The 18,021-nt window shown below is 65.4% G+C and carries 20 protein-coding genes; 15 read left to right on the top strand and 5 right to left on the bottom strand.

The features are described 5' to 3' along the window. Positions 1-19 precede the first annotated feature (19 nt). From XF30_RS27380 to XF30_RS27370, 3 genes are read left to right on the top strand one after another with little or no spacing between them, the layout of a single operon-like run. Complete coding sequence (locus XF30_RS27380; protein WP_057027189.1) at positions 20-463, top strand: hypothetical protein; 444 nt, start codon at positions 20-22, stop codon at positions 461-463. An 8-nt stretch (positions 464-471) separates the two neighbouring features. Beyond that, the gene (locus XF30_RS27375; protein WP_036005954.1) at positions 472-681 is read left to right on the top strand and encodes a hypothetical protein; all 210 of its coding nucleotides are present in this window, start codon (positions 472-474) and stop codon (positions 679-681) included. Between the two features lie 2 nt (positions 682-683). After that, entirely contained in the window at positions 684-1,448 is a 765-nt protein-coding gene (locus XF30_RS27370; protein ID WP_109144393.1) for a hypothetical protein, read from the top strand. Positions 1,449-1,483: 35 nt separating this feature from the next. Here the strand turns inward: XF30_RS27370 and arsC are convergent, their stop codons facing one another. The 3 genes from arsC to XF30_RS27355 are packed head-to-tail and all read right to left on the bottom strand — an operon-like array spanning position 1,484 to position 2,942. Then, positions 1,484-1,885 (bottom strand): arsenate reductase (glutaredoxin), encoded by a 402-nt coding sequence (gene arsC / locus XF30_RS27365; protein WP_036005892.1) that lies wholly within the window; start codon positions 1,883-1,885, stop codon positions 1,484-1,486. Next, a complete protein-coding gene (locus XF30_RS27360; protein WP_036005890.1) occupies positions 1,882-2,583 on the bottom strand; it encodes an aquaporin in 702 nt (233 codons plus the stop codon). The genes arsC and XF30_RS27360 overlap by 4 nt, the downstream gene beginning before the upstream one ends. Next, entirely contained in the window at positions 2,583-2,942 is a 360-nt protein-coding gene (locus XF30_RS27355) for an ArsR/SmtB family transcription factor (RefSeq protein WP_036005887.1), read from the bottom strand. Before XF30_RS27355 ends, XF30_RS27360 begins: the two co-directional genes overlap by 1 nt. 130 nt (positions 2,943-3,072) lie before the next feature. Here XF30_RS27355 and XF30_RS27350 point away from each other — a divergent pair, with 130 nt between their 5' ends. From XF30_RS27350 to XF30_RS27310, 9 genes are all read left to right on the top strand, one after another. Continuing rightward, positions 3,073-3,390 carry an ArsR/SmtB family transcription factor gene (locus tag XF30_RS27350; protein ID WP_109145872.1) on the top strand — a complete coding sequence of 106 codons (318 nt, stop codon included), beginning with the start codon at positions 3,073-3,075 and terminating at the stop codon, positions 3,388-3,390. A gap of 48 nt (positions 3,391-3,438) precedes the next feature. Then, positions 3,439-4,800 (top strand): NAD(P)-binding domain-containing protein, encoded by a 1,362-nt coding sequence (locus XF30_RS27345; RefSeq protein ID WP_109144392.1) that lies wholly within the window; start codon positions 3,439-3,441, stop codon positions 4,798-4,800. Continuing rightward, on the top strand, positions 4,797-5,969 hold the full coding sequence (locus XF30_RS27340; protein ID WP_192893269.1) for an MFS transporter: 1,173 nt from the start codon (positions 4,797-4,799) through the stop codon (positions 5,967-5,969). Before XF30_RS27345 ends, XF30_RS27340 begins: the two co-directional genes overlap by 4 nt. Positions 5,970-6,029: 60 nt before the next feature. Further along, complete coding sequence (locus XF30_RS27335; protein ID WP_109144390.1) at positions 6,030-7,217, top strand: MFS transporter; 1,188 nt, start codon at positions 6,030-6,032, stop codon at positions 7,215-7,217. A gap of 53 nt (positions 7,218-7,270) precedes the next feature. Then, positions 7,271-7,732, top strand: coding sequence for a hypothetical protein (locus XF30_RS27330; RefSeq protein ID WP_306469147.1), 462 nt, complete (start codon positions 7,271-7,273; stop codon positions 7,730-7,732). Positions 7,733-7,825: 93 nt separating this feature from the next. After that, complete coding sequence (locus XF30_RS27325) at positions 7,826-8,218, top strand: FixH family protein (protein ID WP_109144389.1); 393 nt, start codon at positions 7,826-7,828, stop codon at positions 8,216-8,218. Positions 8,219-8,298: 80 nt separating this feature from the next. Next, positions 8,299-9,720, top strand: coding sequence for an efflux RND transporter periplasmic adaptor subunit (locus XF30_RS27320; protein WP_109144388.1), 1,422 nt, complete (start codon positions 8,299-8,301; stop codon positions 9,718-9,720). Next, positions 9,717-12,908: an efflux RND transporter permease subunit gene (locus XF30_RS27315; protein WP_109144387.1), complete on the top strand. Its 3,192-nt coding sequence runs from the start codon at positions 9,717-9,719 to the stop codon at positions 12,906-12,908. The genes XF30_RS27320 and XF30_RS27315 overlap by 4 nt, the downstream gene beginning before the upstream one ends. Before the next feature lie 61 nt (positions 12,909-12,969). After that, the gene (locus tag XF30_RS27310) at positions 12,970-13,449 is read left to right on the top strand and encodes a DUF411 domain-containing protein (protein WP_109144386.1); all 480 of its coding nucleotides are present in this window, start codon (positions 12,970-12,972) and stop codon (positions 13,447-13,449) included. Positions 13,450-13,758: 309 nt separating this feature from the next. Here XF30_RS27310 and XF30_RS27305 read toward each other — a convergent pair whose 3' ends face one another. Together XF30_RS27305 and XF30_RS27300 are read right to left on the bottom strand one after the other, a co-directional pair. Then, positions 13,759-14,166: a GFA family protein gene (locus XF30_RS27305; RefSeq protein ID WP_109144385.1), complete on the bottom strand. Its 408-nt coding sequence runs from the start codon at positions 14,164-14,166 to the stop codon at positions 13,759-13,761. Positions 14,167-14,318: 152 nt separating this feature from the next. After that, positions 14,319-15,206 (bottom strand): LysR substrate-binding domain-containing protein, encoded by an 888-nt coding sequence (locus XF30_RS27300; protein WP_109145871.1) that lies wholly within the window; start codon positions 15,204-15,206, stop codon positions 14,319-14,321. A gap of 131 nt (positions 15,207-15,337) precedes the next feature. Between XF30_RS27300 and XF30_RS27295 the strand changes: the two genes are divergently transcribed. From XF30_RS27295 to XF30_RS27285, 3 genes are read left to right on the top strand one after another with little or no spacing between them, the layout of a single operon-like run. Beyond that, on the top strand, positions 15,338-16,099 hold the full coding sequence (locus XF30_RS27295; protein WP_109144384.1) for an SDR family NAD(P)-dependent oxidoreductase: 762 nt from the start codon (positions 15,338-15,340) through the stop codon (positions 16,097-16,099). A gap of 17 nt (positions 16,100-16,116) precedes the next feature. Further along, complete coding sequence (locus XF30_RS27290) at positions 16,117-16,962, top strand: transketolase (RefSeq protein ID WP_109144383.1); 846 nt, start codon at positions 16,117-16,119, stop codon at positions 16,960-16,962. Further along, positions 16,959-17,969 (top strand): transketolase family protein, encoded by a 1,011-nt coding sequence (locus XF30_RS27285; protein ID WP_192893268.1) that lies wholly within the window; start codon positions 16,959-16,961, stop codon positions 17,967-17,969. The genes XF30_RS27290 and XF30_RS27285 overlap by 4 nt, the downstream gene beginning before the upstream one ends. The last annotated feature ends 52 nt before the right edge of the window (positions 17,970-18,021 follow it).

Genomic DNA, 18,021 nt, shown 5'->3' with positions numbered 1-18,021 from the left:
GGGAAAGGGGGCAAGGAAAATGAAGCGGAATGCTCTACTGGCTCTGGTGGTTGCAGGTCTGTTGGCCGCGGGATCCTCGCGCGCCGCGCCATTGATCACGGAAGAGGAGGCCAAGCTGCCGCCTCCCAAGGGCGCGGTCGCCGTCGATCAGCGCGGCATCATGCGCGGCCCGAAGATCGAGTTCGTCTCGCCGGGCGCTCCCGCGAATTCTCCTCTGCGGCTGGTGTTGAAATTCCAGTCCTATGGCGGGGCCAAGATCGATCCGGAATCGGTCAAGGTGATCTTCCTCCGAACGCCGAACGTCGACCTGACGCCTCGGGTCAGGCCCTTCGTGCAGCCAGATGGCATCAACATGCAGGATGCGGAGTTGCCGCCGGGCGAGTACACGATGCGTGTCGACATCAAGGACAGCGATGGCCGGCCGGGCACGACCGTCTTCACCCTGAAGGTTGCGCCCAAGTGAGCTCGCAGGTGAACTCGCAAGTGGCGTGCCTCTACTGCCGGTCGGAAAATGCCGAGGGTGCGCTGGTCTGCGCCTCGTGCGGGCGCGACATCGCCGTTCCCGCCACGTTGCTTGCCGAGCGCGACGATCTCTTGCGCAAGCGCGAGGATCTGCGCGATGAACTGAAGCGGGCCAGAGGCGAGATCGAAGCCATTATGAGGCGAGGGAAGTCGCGCTAGCGATGGAATGTCCGTTCTGCGCCGAGACGATCAAGGACGAAGCCATCGCGTGCAAGCATTGTTCGCGCGACTTGCGCGTCGTGCGACCGACGCTCCTCGAGATCGACGAGATCGTTGCCGAGCTGGACAAGCTCAGGCGGGATCTCGATCGCGTCAACGTCCGTCTGGAGCGCTACAACAATCCGTTGCGCTATTACGGAACGCATGCGGTGCTTTATGTGGTCATTCCAGCCCTGCTGCTGGTGATCGCGCATGTGCTCGTGACCATCACCTTCAACGTGTCCCCCATCCCGCTCCGGATTGCATCGATCGCCATACCGCTGCTGTTCGGCTTCGTGGCCTATCCGTTGCACCGGGTGTCCGCCCTGACGGCGTTCGTGCTGGCGTTCCTGGCAGCGGCCGTCAGCGTCCTGTCAATGCTGACGGTTACGGGGATCCATGACCATGTTCCGATCCTTCCGACGATCTGGATCGAATGGCGTGAAGTGTTCGAATATGGCGCGAGCATCCTGCTCGCCTTCGTCTCCGGCAACATTCTCAGCGTCGTGATCTTCCAGATCCTGCCGCGTGTGCTGACGCAGGGAGGCAAGCCGAACGCTTTCGCATTCAGGGTGGCGCGGCTGCTCGGGCAGCATGTCGGCGAGGAACAGCTGCGCCGTCGTGCCCGCTTGATACAGGACCTCATGCAGACCGCGGGGCCGCTCGCCGGCGTTGCCGCGACCGGCGTCGGCTCGATCTATGCGGGATTGAAGGGCTTGCTGGGCTAGCTCGACTGCATCTGTCTCACGGCGCGCCTTCAGGCCTAGCGCGCTTCCACCACCTCGCCGTCCTCTTTCACGAACCGGCCAACCGGATTGTCCAGGAGATCGACCACGGCTTCCGACGGCCGGCACAAGCGCGTGCCCTTTGGCGTCACCACGATCGGCCGGTTGATGAGGATAGGGTGGGCGATCATGACATCGAGGAGCTGCTCATCGCTCCATTTGGGGTCGTCCAGGCCGAGCTCCTTGTAAGGCGTTCCCTTCTCGCGCAGCAGCGCGCGGACCGGAATGCCCATGCTCGCGATCAGTTCCTTGAGCTTGTCCCGCGAGGGTGGAGTCTTCAGATATTCGATGACATCAGGCTCGACGCCGCTCTGCCGGATCATCGCCAGCGTGTTGCGCGAGGTGCCACAGGCGGGATTGTGATAGATCGTGACGGTCATCGAACTGTCTCCGTGATTGCGACCGAGGCGGACGCGCGTGAGCGGCCGAGCAACCAGTTCATCAGCAGCATGCCCGCGAAGGCGCCGCAGAGTTCCGCGAGGATGAATCCGGGCAGGTCAGCGGGGCGAATGCCGGCGAACGTGTTCGTCAGCGACCTTGCGATGGCCACCGCAGGGTTGGCAAACGACGTGGAAGCCGTGAACCAATAGGCGGCCGTGATGTAAAGGCCGACCAGCCAGGGGATGGCCGTCCGCTGAAACCGGATGCCGGCCAGGATCGTCGCGACCAGCCCGAACGCAGCGACCGCTTCGGCGAACCATTGCGGCCCTCCGGTTCGGACCTTCGTCGAGAGGTCGAGCAGCGGCAGGCCGAACATCAGATGCGCCGCCAGCGTTCCCGCGATGCCGCCAGCGATCTGCGCGATCACGTAAAGCGCGGCCTCGTTGACCGGCAGCTCGCGCTTGCCGGTGAAGACGAGCGTCACTGCGGGATTGAAATGTGCGCCGGAGATCGGACCGAGCACCGTGATCAGGACAACCAGGATGGCCCCGGTCGGCAAGGTGTTGCAGAGCAGCGCAAGGGCGACGTCCTTGGTCAGCGTTTCCGCCATGATGCCGGAGCCGACCACGGTGGCGACGAGAATACCCGTGCCGAGCGCTTCAGCCGCGAGGCGCCGCGGGAGATCGAAACTGTCCATCAGCCGGCTCGCTCCTTTCGTTTTGGCGAGCAGCACGATTGCAAGGTCTCGACGACGGGCTCGCAAACCTCCGGCCGTCCGCCGCAGCAATCGCGCAGCAGGAAGAGCGCGACGTCGCGGAATTCGCCGAGATTGGCGCGGTAGACGATCGAGCGACTGTGCCGCTCGGAGGACACGAGGCGGGCGCGGCTCAGAATCGACAGATGCGCCGACAGCGTGTTTTGCGGGACTTCCAACAGGCGGGCGAGATCGCCGGCCGCAAGACCGTCAGGCTCGTGCCTGACCAGCGTCCGGAACGCCTCCAGACGGGTCGGTTGAGACAGCGCGGCGAGCGCCAGGACGGCTTGCTCTGTTTCCATATATCCAGATTTATGGAATTATAGGGGGCAAGTCAATCTGGAAACCTCCGGTCCATGGAGTGAGCGGTAATTTCCAATATTCTAGAAATATGGTTTGACGATTGATGCGCACGGGCGCATCATGTCGCGCATGAAGATCGACGACGCAGCAGCACGCCTGGAAGCCCTGGGGAATCGGACCCGCCTGCAGATTTATCGCGCGCTGGTCCGGGCCGGGCACGCGGGCATGCCGGTCGGCCGCTTGCAGGACAAGCTGAAGGTCCCGGCCTCGACGTTGTCGCACCACATCAAGACGCTGGTCTCGGTCGGATTGGTCAGTCAGATCAGGGAATCGACCACCCTGATCTGCCGCGCCAATTTCGACGCCATGCGCGGGCTGGTCGATTTCCTGGCCGCGGAGTGCTGTGCGGAAGAAGCGGGATGCAAGGCTGCGCAGACCGCAGCCTGACTCATTTGATCAGTTATTCCATAATTCTAGAAGGATGGAGAGTTCGGAATGGACAAGACAGTAGCCATCATCGGGGCGGGGCCGGTCGGCCTCGCGGCCGCCGCTCATGTGCTCGAACGCGGCATGTCCCCTGTCGTGCTCGAAGCCGGACCCGAGGCCGGGCATGCGGTACGGCAATGGCAGCACGTCCAGCTCTTCTCGCCGTGGGAATATAACGTCGACAAGGCCGCGGCGCGCCTGCTTGCGCCGACGGGATGGAATTCGCCGGATCCAAGCTCCTATCCGACCGGCGGCGAACTGATCGAGCGCTATCTCGCGCCGCTGGCAACGCGAACGCCGCTGCGCGAGACGATCCGGACCTCGAGCCGCGTCACGGCGATCAGCCGCGCCGGCTTCGACAAGGCGAAGACGAAGGGGCGGGACCAGGCGCCGTTCGAAATCCGCTACCAGAACGGCAAAGGCGACGAAGTGCTGCGCGCCGATGCCGTCATCGACGTCTCCGGCACGTGGTTCTCGCCCAATCCCGCCGGCAGCAACGGTCTGCCGGCGCTCGGCGAACGCGAATGCGCCGGCCGCATCGCCTATGGCATGCCGGCTGTGCGCGGCTCCGCTCGCAGCAGATACGCCGGTAAGACCGTCGCCGTGCTCGGTGCGGGCCATTCCGCGCTGGGCACGCTGATTGATCTCGCGCAGCTCGCCGAGTGGGCGCCCGGCACCAGGCCCGTTTGGCTGTTGCGCGGGGACGATCCGGCAAAGGCCTTTGGCGGCGGCCGCAACGACAAGCTTGCCGCGCGCGGCGAGCTGGGCTCAGCCTTCGCCGCGCTCGTGACTGCCGGAAAGATCGCGGTCGAGACCGGCTTCGCTGTCACTCACATTTCGGAGATCGAAGGCCGCCTCAGGATTTCGGCAGGCGCCGGCTCGGCTGCGCGGAGTGTGATTGCGGATGAGCTGGTGGTGTCGACCGGCTTCCGGCCTGATCTCTCGTTTCTGTCCGAGCTGCGGCTGCGGCTCGATCCGGCGATCGAGGCGCCCCTCGCGCTCGCGCCGCTCATCGACCCCAACGAGCATAGCTGCGGAACGGTGCGGCCTCACGGCGCGCGCGAGCTGGCGCATGATGAGCCGGGCTTTTATCTCGCCGGCATGAAATCCTACGGACGTGCGCCGACCTTCCTGATGATGACTGGATACGAGCAGGTCCGATCGATCGTCGCCGACATCGCCGGCGACAAGAAGGCCGCGGCACGGGTCGAGCTCGTGCTCCCGGAGACCGGCGTCTGCACACGCGCCGGCGTGGAGTCCGCCGCCGCAGCGGGATGTTGCGGCGGCCCGGCCAAGGCCGAACCTTCGGCCTGCTGTGCCGCCGATGAATCCGCGAAGAAGGCGGGCGGTGCGGGGTGCGGTTGCTCATGAGCCGAGGCACTGCGGGCCCGCTCACCGTCGTCATCGCGCTCGGCAGCGCGCAGACCATCGCGTGGGCGTCGAGCTACTATCTTCCTGCGATCCTGGCCGCGCCGATCGCGGACGATCTCGGACTTGCGCCGACTTACGTGTTCGGCGCGCTATCGGGAGCGCTCGTCATCTCCGGCCTGCTTGGTCCGCGCGTTGGGCACGCAATCGATACGTTCGGTGGGCGCAGCATGCTTGCCGTCTCAAACCTCGTTTTCGCCGCTGGCTTGCTGCTGCTGTCCGCGGCCTATGGCGTCGCGGTGCTGATCGCAGCCTGGGTCCTGCTCGGGATCGGCATGGGCATGGGCCTCTATGAAGCGGCGTTCGCGACGCTTGCGCGCATTTACGGCGCCAATGCGCGACGAACGATCACCGGCATTACCCTGATCGCCGGTTTCGCCAGCACACTCGGCTGGCCGCTCACGATGTGGCTCGCCACGGAGTACGGCTGGCGCGCGGCCTGTCAGCTTTGGGCGGTGATCCACATCGGTCTTGCCTTGCCGCTCAACCTTGCGCTGCCCCGGGCCGCGCCATTGCAGGAGGCCGGATCGACCACAGGCGCAAGCCAGCAATCCGGCGGTCAGAGCGAAACCTTCGCAATGATATTGCTGGCGTACATGTTTGCGGCCGCGAGTTTTGTCAGCTCCGGAGTCTCGGCCATTCTGCCCACCATGCTGGTTGCGTTCGGCGCCACGCCGGCACAGGCGTTGCTGGCAGGAGCATTGGTCGGACCGGCACAAGTCGGCGCCCGCCTTCTGGAAGCAGGATGGCTTGGCCGGTTTCATCCGCTGCTGTCGGCGAGGCTCGCCATGCTCATGAATCCGATCGGGGTGCTTGCTCTGGTCGCGGGCGGCCCTTGGCTCGCACCCGTCTTCACGGTGCTGTACGGCGCCGGTAACGGCATCATTACCATTGCCCGCGGTACGCTGCCGTTGGCGCTGTTCGGGCCGGTCGGGTTCGGCAGGCGGGTCGGGATGATTTCGCTGCCTTCGAGGGCAACGGGGGCTTTCGCGCCGCTTGCGCTGGGATTGATGGTGGAGCATCTCGGCAGCAGCGCGCTCTGGATCGGCGCGCTGGCCTCGGTCTCCGCGTTCTTCGCGCTTCTGCTGCTTCGTGGGGATCAGACGGCATGAGTTCCTGCCCGATGGGAGGAGAACATTCGTAGCTTGCGCGGCCGGCCGTTGATTGCGGTGATGTGTATCGGCCAGCTCGGCAATCTGCTGCCGCACGTGACGTTGTCCGCGAATCTGGCCCAGCATCTGATGCCGGCGTGGGGGTTGTCCGCCGCCGAGGGCGGCATGATGGCGAGCGGCTACGCGTTTGGCTACATGCTGGCGGTGCCCGTGCTGACGACGCTGACCGATCGCATCGACGCACGGCTCGTGCTCCTCTGCGGCTCTGTCGTCAGCGGACTTGCGACCGTCGCGTTCGGCATCTTCGCGGAAGGGTTCTGGTCGGGGACCATCATCTGGTCGCTCGCCGGCCTTGGTTTTGCCGGTGCCTACATGCCCGGGCTCAAGGCGCTGACCGACCGGCTGCCCGTCGGCGACACCTCGCGGGCGGTCACGCTCTACACGTCGAGCTTCTCGGTGGGCGTCGGCCTGTCGTTCCTGATCGCGCAAGTCATCGCGGACGGCTGGGGATGGCGGACCGCGTTTTACGTGACCGGCATCGGTCCCATCGCCATGGTGGTCGCGTGTCTTTTGATCGAGAGCCGCAGTCCCGCTCCAAGAGCGGGACGCCTTTTGAACTTTGCGCCCGTTTTCGCCAACCGCGAGGCACTCGGTTACATATTCGGCTACGGCGCGCATTGCTTCGAGCTCTACGGCATTCGCACCTGGCTGGTCGGCTTCTGGACCTTCGTCGTGGCGCATCAGGGCGCGCCCTCGTGGCTGAGCCCGGTCCTGATGAGCTTCTGTTTTGCAGTGATCTCCATGCCGGCCAGCATCCTCGGCAACGAGGCCGCACTGAAATTCGGGCGACATCGGGCGATCACGGTGGTGATGATCGCCTCGGCTTGCGTTGCCCTCGTCATCGGCCTGAATGCGACGGCTCCAGCATGGGTGCTGGCGCTGCTGCTGATGATCTATGGCCTGACAGTGCCAGCGGATTCCGGTGCATTGACAGCCGGGATGTCGGCCGCGGCTGTCTCGGAGCATCGCGGGGCGACTCTCGCCCTGCATTCGACCGTCGGGTTCGGCCTATCGGCGATCGGAGCCTGGGGAACCGGGGTTGCCCTCGATGCCGCTGGCGGCCCCCAGAGTGCAGAGGGCTGGTTGCTGGCCTTCATCGTGCTCGCGGCCGGGATCGCGCTCGGCCCGCTCGCCTTGCTATGGTCGCGGACGGCGCGGTCCGGCGAGCTGGTACCGAAGTCGCAATAGGCGAGGCAGGATGCGGGCGGTCGGCCTGACAGGCCTCGGAGCCTCGGTCACGAATGCTTGACTTTGATCAAAGAATGCATTCGGCCGCAGACTATGGTACTCAGGCAACGTTGCGGTTCCCAAAGGTATCCAAAAGGTTAAAAGCACGTTTCATGCGGATCGTTCGGACCATCCTGGCATTCGCCATCGCCATCTCCCTGGCGATGCTGCCGGCTGGCGCGTCCGCTTCCGGCGTCGCGATGTCGTCGGGTGACATGAAGGCGGCCATGCAGGTCGGCGGCGACGACGATATGTCGGTGCACGATTGTTGTCCCGACATGAAGGGAACGGGCTCCGACACCGGCTACCAATGCGGGATGGGCTTCTGCTGTGTCGGCGGCACCGTCGCACTGGCAGACATTCGTCCCCTGGCGTTCGAATTCCTTGCCGTCGCGGCAGCGGAAACCGCTATTCCTGCCGATCAGGTCGTCGACTCGCGCGGCGGCAGTCCTCCCTTCCGGCCTCCTCGAATCTGATCTCTCAAGACGCGCGCGGGCACGCCCCGCGCGGCGATGACTGATGTGCGCATTCAAGCGTCGCGGTCGAGATCAATTCATGAGGACAGGACAATGCTTTCCAAGTTCAGCACCGCGGCTGTTGCCGCCACCCTTTCGCTCGCCGCTTCAGTCGCCTTGGCGGGTGCCGGCGATTACGCTTTCGAGCCGGTCAATCCCGAGATGAAGAAGGGCGACGACGTCACGCTCGCCGTTCGCCTGACCAACAAGCAGACCGGCAAGCCGGTGCTTGATGCCGTCATCTTCAAGACGCGCGTCGACATGGCTCCGGACGGCATGGCCGAGATGGAATCGGCGGTCGCGCCACTGCCCTCCAAAGAGCCGGGCGTCTACGCCTTCAGGACGGACCTGCCGATGGCCGGCCGCTATCAGGTCACGCTCTCGGCGAAGGTGCAGGGCGAGCCTGAGACGGTCACCGGCAAGGTCATCGTCAAGGCGATCAAGTGAGCTTTCGGGCGCCGTCGGACGGTGCCCGAACTTCTCTTTCCCATTCACATGGACGCGCGCTCCGAGCGCGCGAAACAACCATGAAGACGTTGCGTCTCTTGACGACTCTCGCTCTCGGCAGTGGCCTCGCCTTTGGCGCGTACTGGTTCTCGAACGAGGGGCGCTGGTCGGTCCATGCCGAGGTGACCCCGGCTGCGGCGCCAGCGGACCGGACTCCGCTCTACTATCGCGATCCGAGCGGCGCGCCGCTTTGGTCCGCCGGGCCAAAGAAGGACGACCGCGGGCGGGACTATCTGCCGGTCTACGATGACGACAAGGCCGCCCAGGCAGAGCCGAAGCCACCGCAGGCGGCTTCATCGCGAAAAATCCTCTACTACCGCAATCCGATGGGGTTGCCCGACACCTCGCCGGTGCCGAAGAAGGACCCGATGGGGATGAACTATATCCCCGTCTACGAAGGCGACGACGCCGATGACGGCACGGTGAAACTGTCGCCCGGCAAGATCCAGCGCAGCGGCGTGAAGTCCGAGCCGGTGGCGCGGCGATCGGTCCAGGTCCTGGTTAAGGCGCCCGGTACGATCCAACTAGACGAGCGCCGCGTCTCGGTGATCGCGATGCGGGCCGAGAGCTTCGTGCAGAAGATCGCGGACGTCACCACCGGCTCCCGCGTCAAGGCGGGCCAGCCGCTGATGGAGATCTACAGCTCGGCGGTCGCCTCCGCGGCGGCCGACTATCTTGCGACCATCACCTCCAAGACCGTCGGCGGGGTCGAGATCTACGGCCGCGGCTCGCGGCAACGGCTGATCAATCTCGACGTCCCCGAGCGGGTGATCGCCGAGATGGAGAGAACGCGTGTCGCGCCCGTCACCATCCATTGGTCGGCGCCGCGCGACGGGATCGTGCTCGAGCGCAACGCGATCGAAGGCATGCGCGCCAATCCCGGCGACGTGCTGTTCCGCATCGCCGACACCTCGCTGGTCTGGGCGCTGGTCGACGTCGCCGAGCGCGATCTCGGCAACATCGCGGTCGGGCAGTCCGTCGCGGTGCGCGCGCGCAGCTTCCCCGGCCGAAGCTTCACCGGCAAGATCGCGGTGATCTATCCGCAGGTGAACCGCGAAACCCGGACGGTTCGCGTCCGCATCGAGCTCGCCAATCCCGAAGCGTTGCTGCTGCCGGACATGTATGTCGATGCCGACGTCGACACGGCCGATAGCGCGCTTGTCCTGGCGATCCAGGACAGCGCGGTGCTCGATACCGGCACGCGGCAGGCCGTCCTCGTCGACAAGGGGGACGGGCGCTTCGAGCCGCGGGAAGTGAAGCTCGGCCGGCGCGGCGGCGGCTTTATCGAGGTGCGCGACGGCCTTGCCGAAGGCGAAGCGGTGGTCACATCCGCCAACTTCCTGATCGATGCGGAAAGCAATCTGAAGGCCGCGCTCAAAGGCTTTGCCGAGGCTGCGCCTCAAGCCTCCGACGCCGGCCATGCGACGGGAGAGCACAAATGATCGCCCGCATCATCGCCTGGTCGGCGCGCAACCTGCTGCTGGTGCTGTTCGGCACCGGCTTTGCGGCGGCCGCCGGCTTCTACGCGCTGCTTCATCTCCCGCTGGATGCGATCCCCGACCTCTCGGACACCCAGGTCATCGTCTACACCGAATATCCCGGCCAGGCGCCGCAGGTGATCGAGGACCAGGTCACCTATCCCTTGACGACGGCGATGCTGACCGTGCCGAAATCGAAGGTGGTGCGCGGCTTCTCCTTCTTCGGCGTGTCGTTCGTCTACGTGATCTTCGAGGACGGCACCGACATCTATTGGGCGCGCTCGCGCGTGATGGAGTTCCTGAACGGCGCCACGTCTCGACTTCCCGTCGGCGTCACCCCGACCATCGGGCCCGATGCGACCGGCGTCGGCTGGGTCTATCAATACGCCGTGATGTCGAAAGAATTGAACCTCGCCGACACGCGCACGATCCAGGACTGGAATCTGAAATTCGCGCTCGCCAAGGCCGAAGGCGTGGCCGAGGTCGCCAGCATCGGCGGCTTCGTCAAGCAGTACAACGTGGTGCTCGACCCGCAGCGCATGCGCGACCGCGGCATCAGCATGCAGAAGATCCGGGAGGCGATCCGTGCCAGCAATGCCGACGTCGGCGGCCGCACGGTCGAGCTGTCGGAGTTCGAATACGTCATTCGCGGCAAGGGCTACATCAAGAGCATCAACGATCTCGGCAACATCGTCCTGAAGACCAGCAACGGCACGCCGGTGCTGCTGCGGGACGTCGCCAATGTCGAGCTCGGACCCGACGAGCGGCGCGGCATTGCGGAGCTGAACGGCGAGGGCGAGGTCGCAAGCGGCATCGTGCTGCAGCGCTTCGGCGTCAACGCGCTCGACGTCATCGAAAACGTCAGGAAGCGTTTCAAGGAGATTGCGAGCAGCCTGCCGAAATCGGTCGAGATCGTCCCGGTCTACGACCGCTCGGGCCTGATCTATTCGGCGATCGACACGCTCAAGCACACGCTGTTCGAGGAGAGTATCGTCGTCGCGCTCGTCTGCATCGTGTTCCTGCTCCATGTCCGCAGCGCGCTGGTCGCGATCCTGATGCTGCCGGTCGGCGTGCTGATGGCGTTCGGCGCCATGAAGCTGCTGGGCCTGGGATCCAACATCATGAGCCTCGGCGGCATCGCGATCGCGATCGGCGCCATGGTGGATGCCGCGATCGTCATGATCGAGAACGCGCACAAGCACCTTGAGCGCGCCGAGCCCGGTCAGTCGCGCGTCCAGATCCTGATCGACGCGGCATCCGAGGTCGGGCCGGCACTGTTCTTCAGCCTGCTCATCATCACTGTCTCGTTCATGCCGATCTTCACGCTGGAATCGCAGGAGGGGCGGCTGTTCAGCCCGCTGGCGTTCACGAAGACCTTCGCGATGGCGGCCGCGGCCCTGTTGTCCGTCACGCTGGTGCCGGCGCTGATGGTGATCTTCGTCCGCGGCAGGATCGTGCCGGAGAGGAAAAACGTCATCAACCGCTTCCTGATCTTTATCTACCGCCCGGTCATCAAGGGCGTGCTGCGCGCCAAGACGCCGGTGATCCTGGCTTCGCTGGTCGTGCTCGCCGTTACGATCTGGCCGGCGCGGCAGCTCGGCACCGAGTTCATGCCGACGCTGAACGAGGGCACGCTGCTCTACATGCCGACGACGCTGCCCGGTATCTCCGTGACCAAGGCGGCCGAGCTGATGCAGACGCAGGACCGCATCATCAAGTCGTTCCCGGAGGTCGAATCGGTCTACGGCAAGGCGGGGCGGGCGGCGACCGCGACCGATCCGGCGCCGACCGAGATGTTCGAGACGGTGGTCAGTCTGAAGCCGAAGGAGCTTTGGCGGGAAGGCGTCACCATCGACAGCCTGATCGCGGAAATGGACAAGGCGCTGCAGTTTCCGGGCGTCTCCAACGCCTGGACCATGCCGATCAAGGCGCGCATCGACATGCTGTCCACCGGCATCCGCACCCCCGTTGGCGTCAAGGTGATGGGCACCGACCTCGTCGAGATCGACCGGCTGGCGAAGCAGGTCGAACGGGTGATCAAGACGGTGCCGGGCACCTCCTCGGCCTATGCCGAGCGCGGCATCGGCGGCTACTATCTCGAGATCGTCCCGGATCGCGAGGCGCTCGCCCGCTATGGCATCCTGATCCAGGATGTTCAGGACACCATCGCGGCGGCGCTCGGCGGCCAGACCGTCACGACGACGGTGGAGGGGCGGCAGCGGTTCACGGTGAACATGCGCTATCCGCGCGACCTGCGCGACAATCCCAAGGCGATCGCCAGCGATATCCTGGTGCCGATGCCCGCAGGCGGCGCGGTGCCGCTCGGCGAGGTCGCGAAGGTCGAGCCGGCGCGGGGGCCGACCTCGATCCGGACCGAGAACGGCCAGCTCGCGACCTACGTCTACGTCGACATCCGCGATCGCGACATCGGCAGCTACGTCGCCGATGCGCAACGCGCCGTGACTGACAGCATCCAGTTCCCATCAGGATATTACGTGGTCTGGAGCGGTCAGTACGAATATCTCCAGCGCGCCGCGGCGCGCCTGAAGATCGTGGTGCCGGTGACGCTGACGATCATTTTCCTGCTGCTGTACCTGAATTTCAGGGCCATGACCGAAACCCTGATCGTGATGCTGTCGCTGCCCTTCGCGCTGGTCGGCGGCATCTGGATGATGTGGTGGCTCGGCTTCAACATGTCGGTCGCCGTCGCCGTCGGCTTCATCGCGCTTGCCGGCGTCGCCGCCGAGACCGGCGTCGTGATGCTGATCTATCTCGAGCATGCCCTGGCCGAGATCAAAGCGGCGTGCAGCGCCGAGGGCAGGGGCCTCACCCGGCAGGATCTCCACGAGGCCATCATGGTGGGCGCGGTCGAGCGCGTCCGTCCCAAGATGATGACGGTCGTCGCCATCATGGCGGGCCTGCTGCCGATCATGTGGAGCACCGGAACCGGGTCGGAGATCATGCAACGAATCGCGGTGCCGATGATTGGCGGCATGATATCGTCGACGCTGCTGACGCTGATCGTGATCCCGGCGATCTTCGGGTTGGTGAAGGGTGTCCGCCTGCCGCCCACGCGCGAGGACAGAGAACAACCGGCTGAGATGCCCAAGCCGATCGGCGCCAGATTGCGCGTCGTGGAGCCGGCCGGATGAGGCGAGCCGTGACGCACGATCATATGTCAGGGCGACGGAGTGACAGAAGAGGAAGCCGAAGATGAAGCAACGCGCATACCTGATGACCCGCCGGTCCCTTGTCGGGCTGATGGCCGCGGCAGCTTTTGCAAGGCCCGCCGCGGCAGCATCCGACGCAGCCGCGCTCACGGTGCACCGGGATCCGAGCTGCGGCTGCTGCGCCGGCTGGGTGCAGCATCTGCGGGACGCAGGATTTACCGCCCAGGTGGAGGAGACTCCCGACCTCGAGCCGATCCGGGCGCGTCTCGGCGTCCCCTCGAACCTGGTCGCGTGTCACACGGCAGAGGTCGCCGGTTATGTCGTCGAGGGGCACGTGCCGGCCGCGGCCGTGCGACGCCTCCTCGCGGAGCGTCCAAACGCGAAGGGAATAGCCGTGCCGGGCATGCCGGTCGGATCGCCGGGCATGGAAGGCGGCAAGCCGCAGCGTTACGAGGTCGTGCTGTTCGGTGCCGACGGTCAGAAGCCGTTCATGCGCTTCATCGGCTCGGAGGCGATTGATTGATGAAGGAGCGCTGGACATATTCCGGCATCAATGATGCACCGGGCAGTGCGGGGGCTATCGCATTTGAGAGCTCTTCCCTGCGACCATCCTTCGAGACGCCCGCTTGTGGCGGGCTCCTCAGGATGAGGGCGGAGTGCGCGGCAGCAGATTCAACGAGCACTGATGCCGATCAGCCTCATCCTGAGGAGGCGCGTAAGCGCCGTCTCGAAGGACGAGGCGTGCGCACCGGCCGCGCTACAGAGTCGTATGTGATAGCCTCCGGGCTGTGCGAGGGACCATCCGACTGTGCTGCGCGATGTCTGGCCATCACTACGGCTGCGGCGGATAGCGCTCGAAGGCCGGCAGTTCGTGCGCATGCTTCATCCAGCGCAGGCGCTCGGCGACCTGGATCTGCATCGTGGCAGGCACGACCTCGGGGTCGTCGTAGGTCGCGCTCTGGATGTCGATGACCCCCGGCAGGATGCTGGCATTGACGTAGAACAGTCCGGTTCCGCACGCGCTGCAAAAGTGCCGCCGCCCGTGTTCCGAGGAGCGGTAAACCTTCGGCTCGCCCTTCGTCACCTTGACCGCGCCCTCCGGGTACATCGTCCAGCCGACGACAGGAGCGCCGGCGTGTAGCCGGCAATCGCGGCAGTGGCAAAGCGCGTGGACGATCGGCTCGCCTTCGACCTCGTAACGGATTGCGCCACAGTGACAGCCGCCCGTGATTTTGCTCATGCGTTCCTCCGATCGAAGATGACTTCAGATCGATAGCTCTCGAGCCTTTTGGCTTCAACAACGCAACCAATTCGAGATTGCGTCCTACTGTCGCCTGACAGCTGCTGCCATTGCGCAGTTCGTCGGCTGCCGTTCCCGGAAACCGCGGTGATTCAAGCCGAGCGGCCGGCCGCAAGCTCGCGCGTGATCCACTCGGCGAACACGCGGATGGGACGGCGCTGCTGGCCTGCGCGCGGAAACACGAGATGGTGGCCGACATAGCGGATATCGACCGAACGTCGGGCGAGCGGCGCGACCAGCCGCCTGGTCGCGATCTCGCGTTCGGCCAGCAGGGTTGATTCCAGCGTCACGCCGAGGCCGCTCGAGGCCATCGCGATCGCCAGGAAGCTGCGATCGAAGCGCATGCCGTGAATGGCCGGCGCTTCGAGGCCGTTTGCGCTGAACCATTGATGCCACTGCACCTGCTTGACTTCAGAGCGGATCAGCACCTGATCGAATAGGTCCTTCGGCTTGCGGATCTTCTTCGCGAGCTCGGGCGTGCAGAGCGGCGTCACCGTCTCCTCGCCCAGCGGAATGATCTCGACCCCTTCGGCCCTCGGCTTGCCATAGACGATGTCGATGTCGAAATCGTCGTTGCTGAACCTTGCATATTCGGTATTGGCCGCCAGGCGGACCTCGAGTTTGGGTTCGGCGGCCATGAAGCGGGCAAGGCGCGGGGCGAGCCACTGCGCGGCAAAGCTCGGTGCGCAATGCACCCGTAGCAATTGCGGGCCGCGGCCTGCGACCTCCTCGATGCCGCGGCGCAGATTGTCGAAGGCGGCGCCAGTATGACGCATCAGGTTGGCGCCCGCCGGCGTCAGGCGGATCGCCCGGGCGCTGCGTTCGAACAGGATCGTGCCCATCGCGCTTTCGAGCTTGCGAATGGCGTGGCTGACCGCGCTCGGGGTGAGGTGAAGCTCGTTCGCGGCATCCCGGAACGAGCCGGTGCGCGCGGCCGCCTCGAAGGCGCGGATGGAGGATATCGGGATACTCGACAGCAGCATCCGATGAGTGAACCAAATTCACCTATGCAAGACAACAGCGCGTTTGCGAGGGAAGCAGCAGCGGCTTAATCAACGGGATCAAGACCGGGCCCTGCGGCGCCCGGCAAGAGCGAGCCAGGGAGGAGCCAATGCTGCTACGCGGCAAGACTGCCATCATCACCGGCGCGGCCTCGCCGCGGGGGATCGGCCTTGCGACCGCGCGCCGCTTTGCAGCCGAAGGCGCCCGGGTCGCCATTCTCGATATCGACGGCCCGGCGGCGGAAGCTGCCGCCCGCGGCCTCGAGCCGGTCACCGGCGAGCCGCATCTCGGGCTGGCCCTGGACGTCACCGACAAGCAGGCCTGCATCAAGGCCGCCGAAGCGGTCGCCGCGGCATTCGGCCAGATCGACATCCTCATCAACAATGCCGGCGTGACCCAGCCCGTGAAGCTTCTCGACATCACGCCGGAAGATTGGGACCGCATCCAGGACGTCAACCTTAAGGGCATCCTGTTCCTGTCGCAGGCCGTGATCCCCTACATGCGAAAGCGCAAGAGCGGATCGATCGCCTGCATGTCGTCGGTCTCCGCCCAGCGCGGCGGCGGCATCTTCGGTGGCCCGCATTATTCGGCGGCCAAGGCCGGCGTACTCGGGCTGGCCAAGGCGATGGCCCGCGAATTCGGACCCGACGGCATCCGCGTCAATTGTGTGACGCCGGGCCTGATCGGCACCGACATCACGGCGGGCAAGCTCACCGACGAGATGCGGGCGAAGATCCTCGAGGGCATCCCGCTCGGCCGGCTCGGCGAAGCCGCCGATGTCGCCGGCATCTACACCTTCCTCGCCTCGGACCTGTCGGCCTACGTCACCGGCGCCGTCATCGACGTCAACGGCGGCATGCTGATCCACTGAGCGGGAAGGGGAGACACATGGCGACACCGACACTCGAAAACGCGCCGACGCTGGCGCAGCGCGCCCGCAACATCCGCCGCAACGCCCTGTTGATGGGCGAGGTCCAGGGCCAGGGCTATATCGCCCAGGCGCTCGACATCGCCGACGTGCTGGCGGTGGCCTATTTCCACGCGATGCGTTTTCGCGCCGAAGATCCCGCCTGGGAAGGCCGCGACCGCTTCCTGCTGTCGAACGGACATTATGCGATCGCGCTCTATGCGGCGCTGATCGAGGCCGGGATCATTCCCGAGGCGGAGCTCGAAACCTACGGCTTCGATGAGAGCCGCCTGCCGATGTCGGGCATGGCCTCCTATACCCCGGGCATGGAGATGTCCGGCGGCTCGCTCGGTCTTGGCCTCGGCATCGCCGTCGGCATGGCGCTCGGGCTGAAGCGGAGAAAATCGGCCGCGCGCATCTTCACGCTGTTCTCCGACGGCGAGCTCGACGAAGGCTCCAAATGGGAAGCCATCATGTCGGCATCCCATCACAAGCTCGACAACCTCATCGCGATCGTCGACGTCAACAATCAGCAGGCGGACGGTCCCTCCAAGCAGATGCTCGGCTTCGAGCCGCTGGTGGACAAGCTCGAGGCGTTCGGCTGGTTCGTGCAGCGCGTCGACGGCAACGATCTCGACGCGGTCGTCGCCGCCTTCGATGCCGCGATGACACATGGCGAGCCGAAGCCGCGCATGATCGTCGCCGACACCCTGATGGGCAAGGGCGTTCCCTTTCTGGAGCAGCGCGAGAAGAACCATTTCATCCGCGTCGAGCCGCATGAATGGCAGCTCGCGCTCTCAGCCCTGAACGCGGGAGAGCAGCCATGAAGTCCGCCGGATCGACCCCATGGGCCAAGCCGCGCCTGACGACCTCGGCCATGATCGCCTCGATCGCGGCGGAAGGCCAGCGCACCCGGCCGGCTCCGTTCGGGCACGCGCTCGTCGAGCTCGCCCGCGGACGCGAGGACGTCGTCGGCATGACCGCCGATCTCGGCAAATACACCGACCTGCACATCTTCGCGCAGGCCTTCCCCGATCGTTATTACCAGATGGGCATGGCCGAGCAGCTGCTGTTCGCCGCAGCCTCGGGGCTCGCGGCCGAAGGCTTTATGCCCTTCGCAACGACCTACGCGGTGTTCGCCTCGCGCCGGGCCTACGACTTCATCCATCAGACCATCGCCGAGGAAGACCGCAACGTGAAGATCGTCTGTGCGTTGCCCGGCCTGACCTCCGGCTACGGCCCGAGCCATCAGGCGGTCGAGGACCTCGCGCTGTTCCGCGCGATGCCCAACATGACGGTGATCGATCCCTGCGACGCGCATGAGATCGAGCAGATCGTGCCGGTCATCGCCGCGCATCGCGGACCGGTCTATATGCGGCTGCTGCGCGGACAAGTGCCGCTGGTGCTCGACGAGTACAATTACCGCTTCGAGCTCGGCAAGGCTGCGCTGCTGCGCGACGGCACCGATGTCCTGATCATTTCCTCGGGCATCATGACTATGCGCGCGCTGGAGGCGGCCCAAGCCTTGTCTGACGACCGCGTCAGCGCTGCCGTCCTGCACGTGCCCACGATCAAGCCGCTCGATACCGCGGCGATCCTGCGCGAAGCGGGCAAGCCCGGCCGCCTCGTCGTCGTCGCCGAGAACCACACCGTGATCGGCGGCCTCGGCGAAGCGGTGGCGACGCTGTTGATGCGCTCCGGCGTCCATCTCCCATTCCGGCAGATCGGGCTGCCGGACGAGTTTCTCGCCGCCGGCGCGCTGCCGACGCTGCACGACCGCTACGGCATCTCGACCGCGGAAGTGAAGCGACAGATCAAGGCCTGGCTGCGCTAGCAGCCACCTCTTTACAATCGAAGCGACCGACATGCTTCGCAGCATTGCTGCG

The organism is Bradyrhizobium sp. SUTN9-2, assembly GCF_003122645.1.
Taxonomy (GTDB): Bacteria; Pseudomonadota; Alphaproteobacteria; order Rhizobiales; family Xanthobacteraceae; genus Bradyrhizobium; species Bradyrhizobium yuanmingense.
The sequence above is the reverse complement of the archived record's forward strand: the minus strand, read 5'-3'. Positions and strand labels throughout refer to the sequence as shown.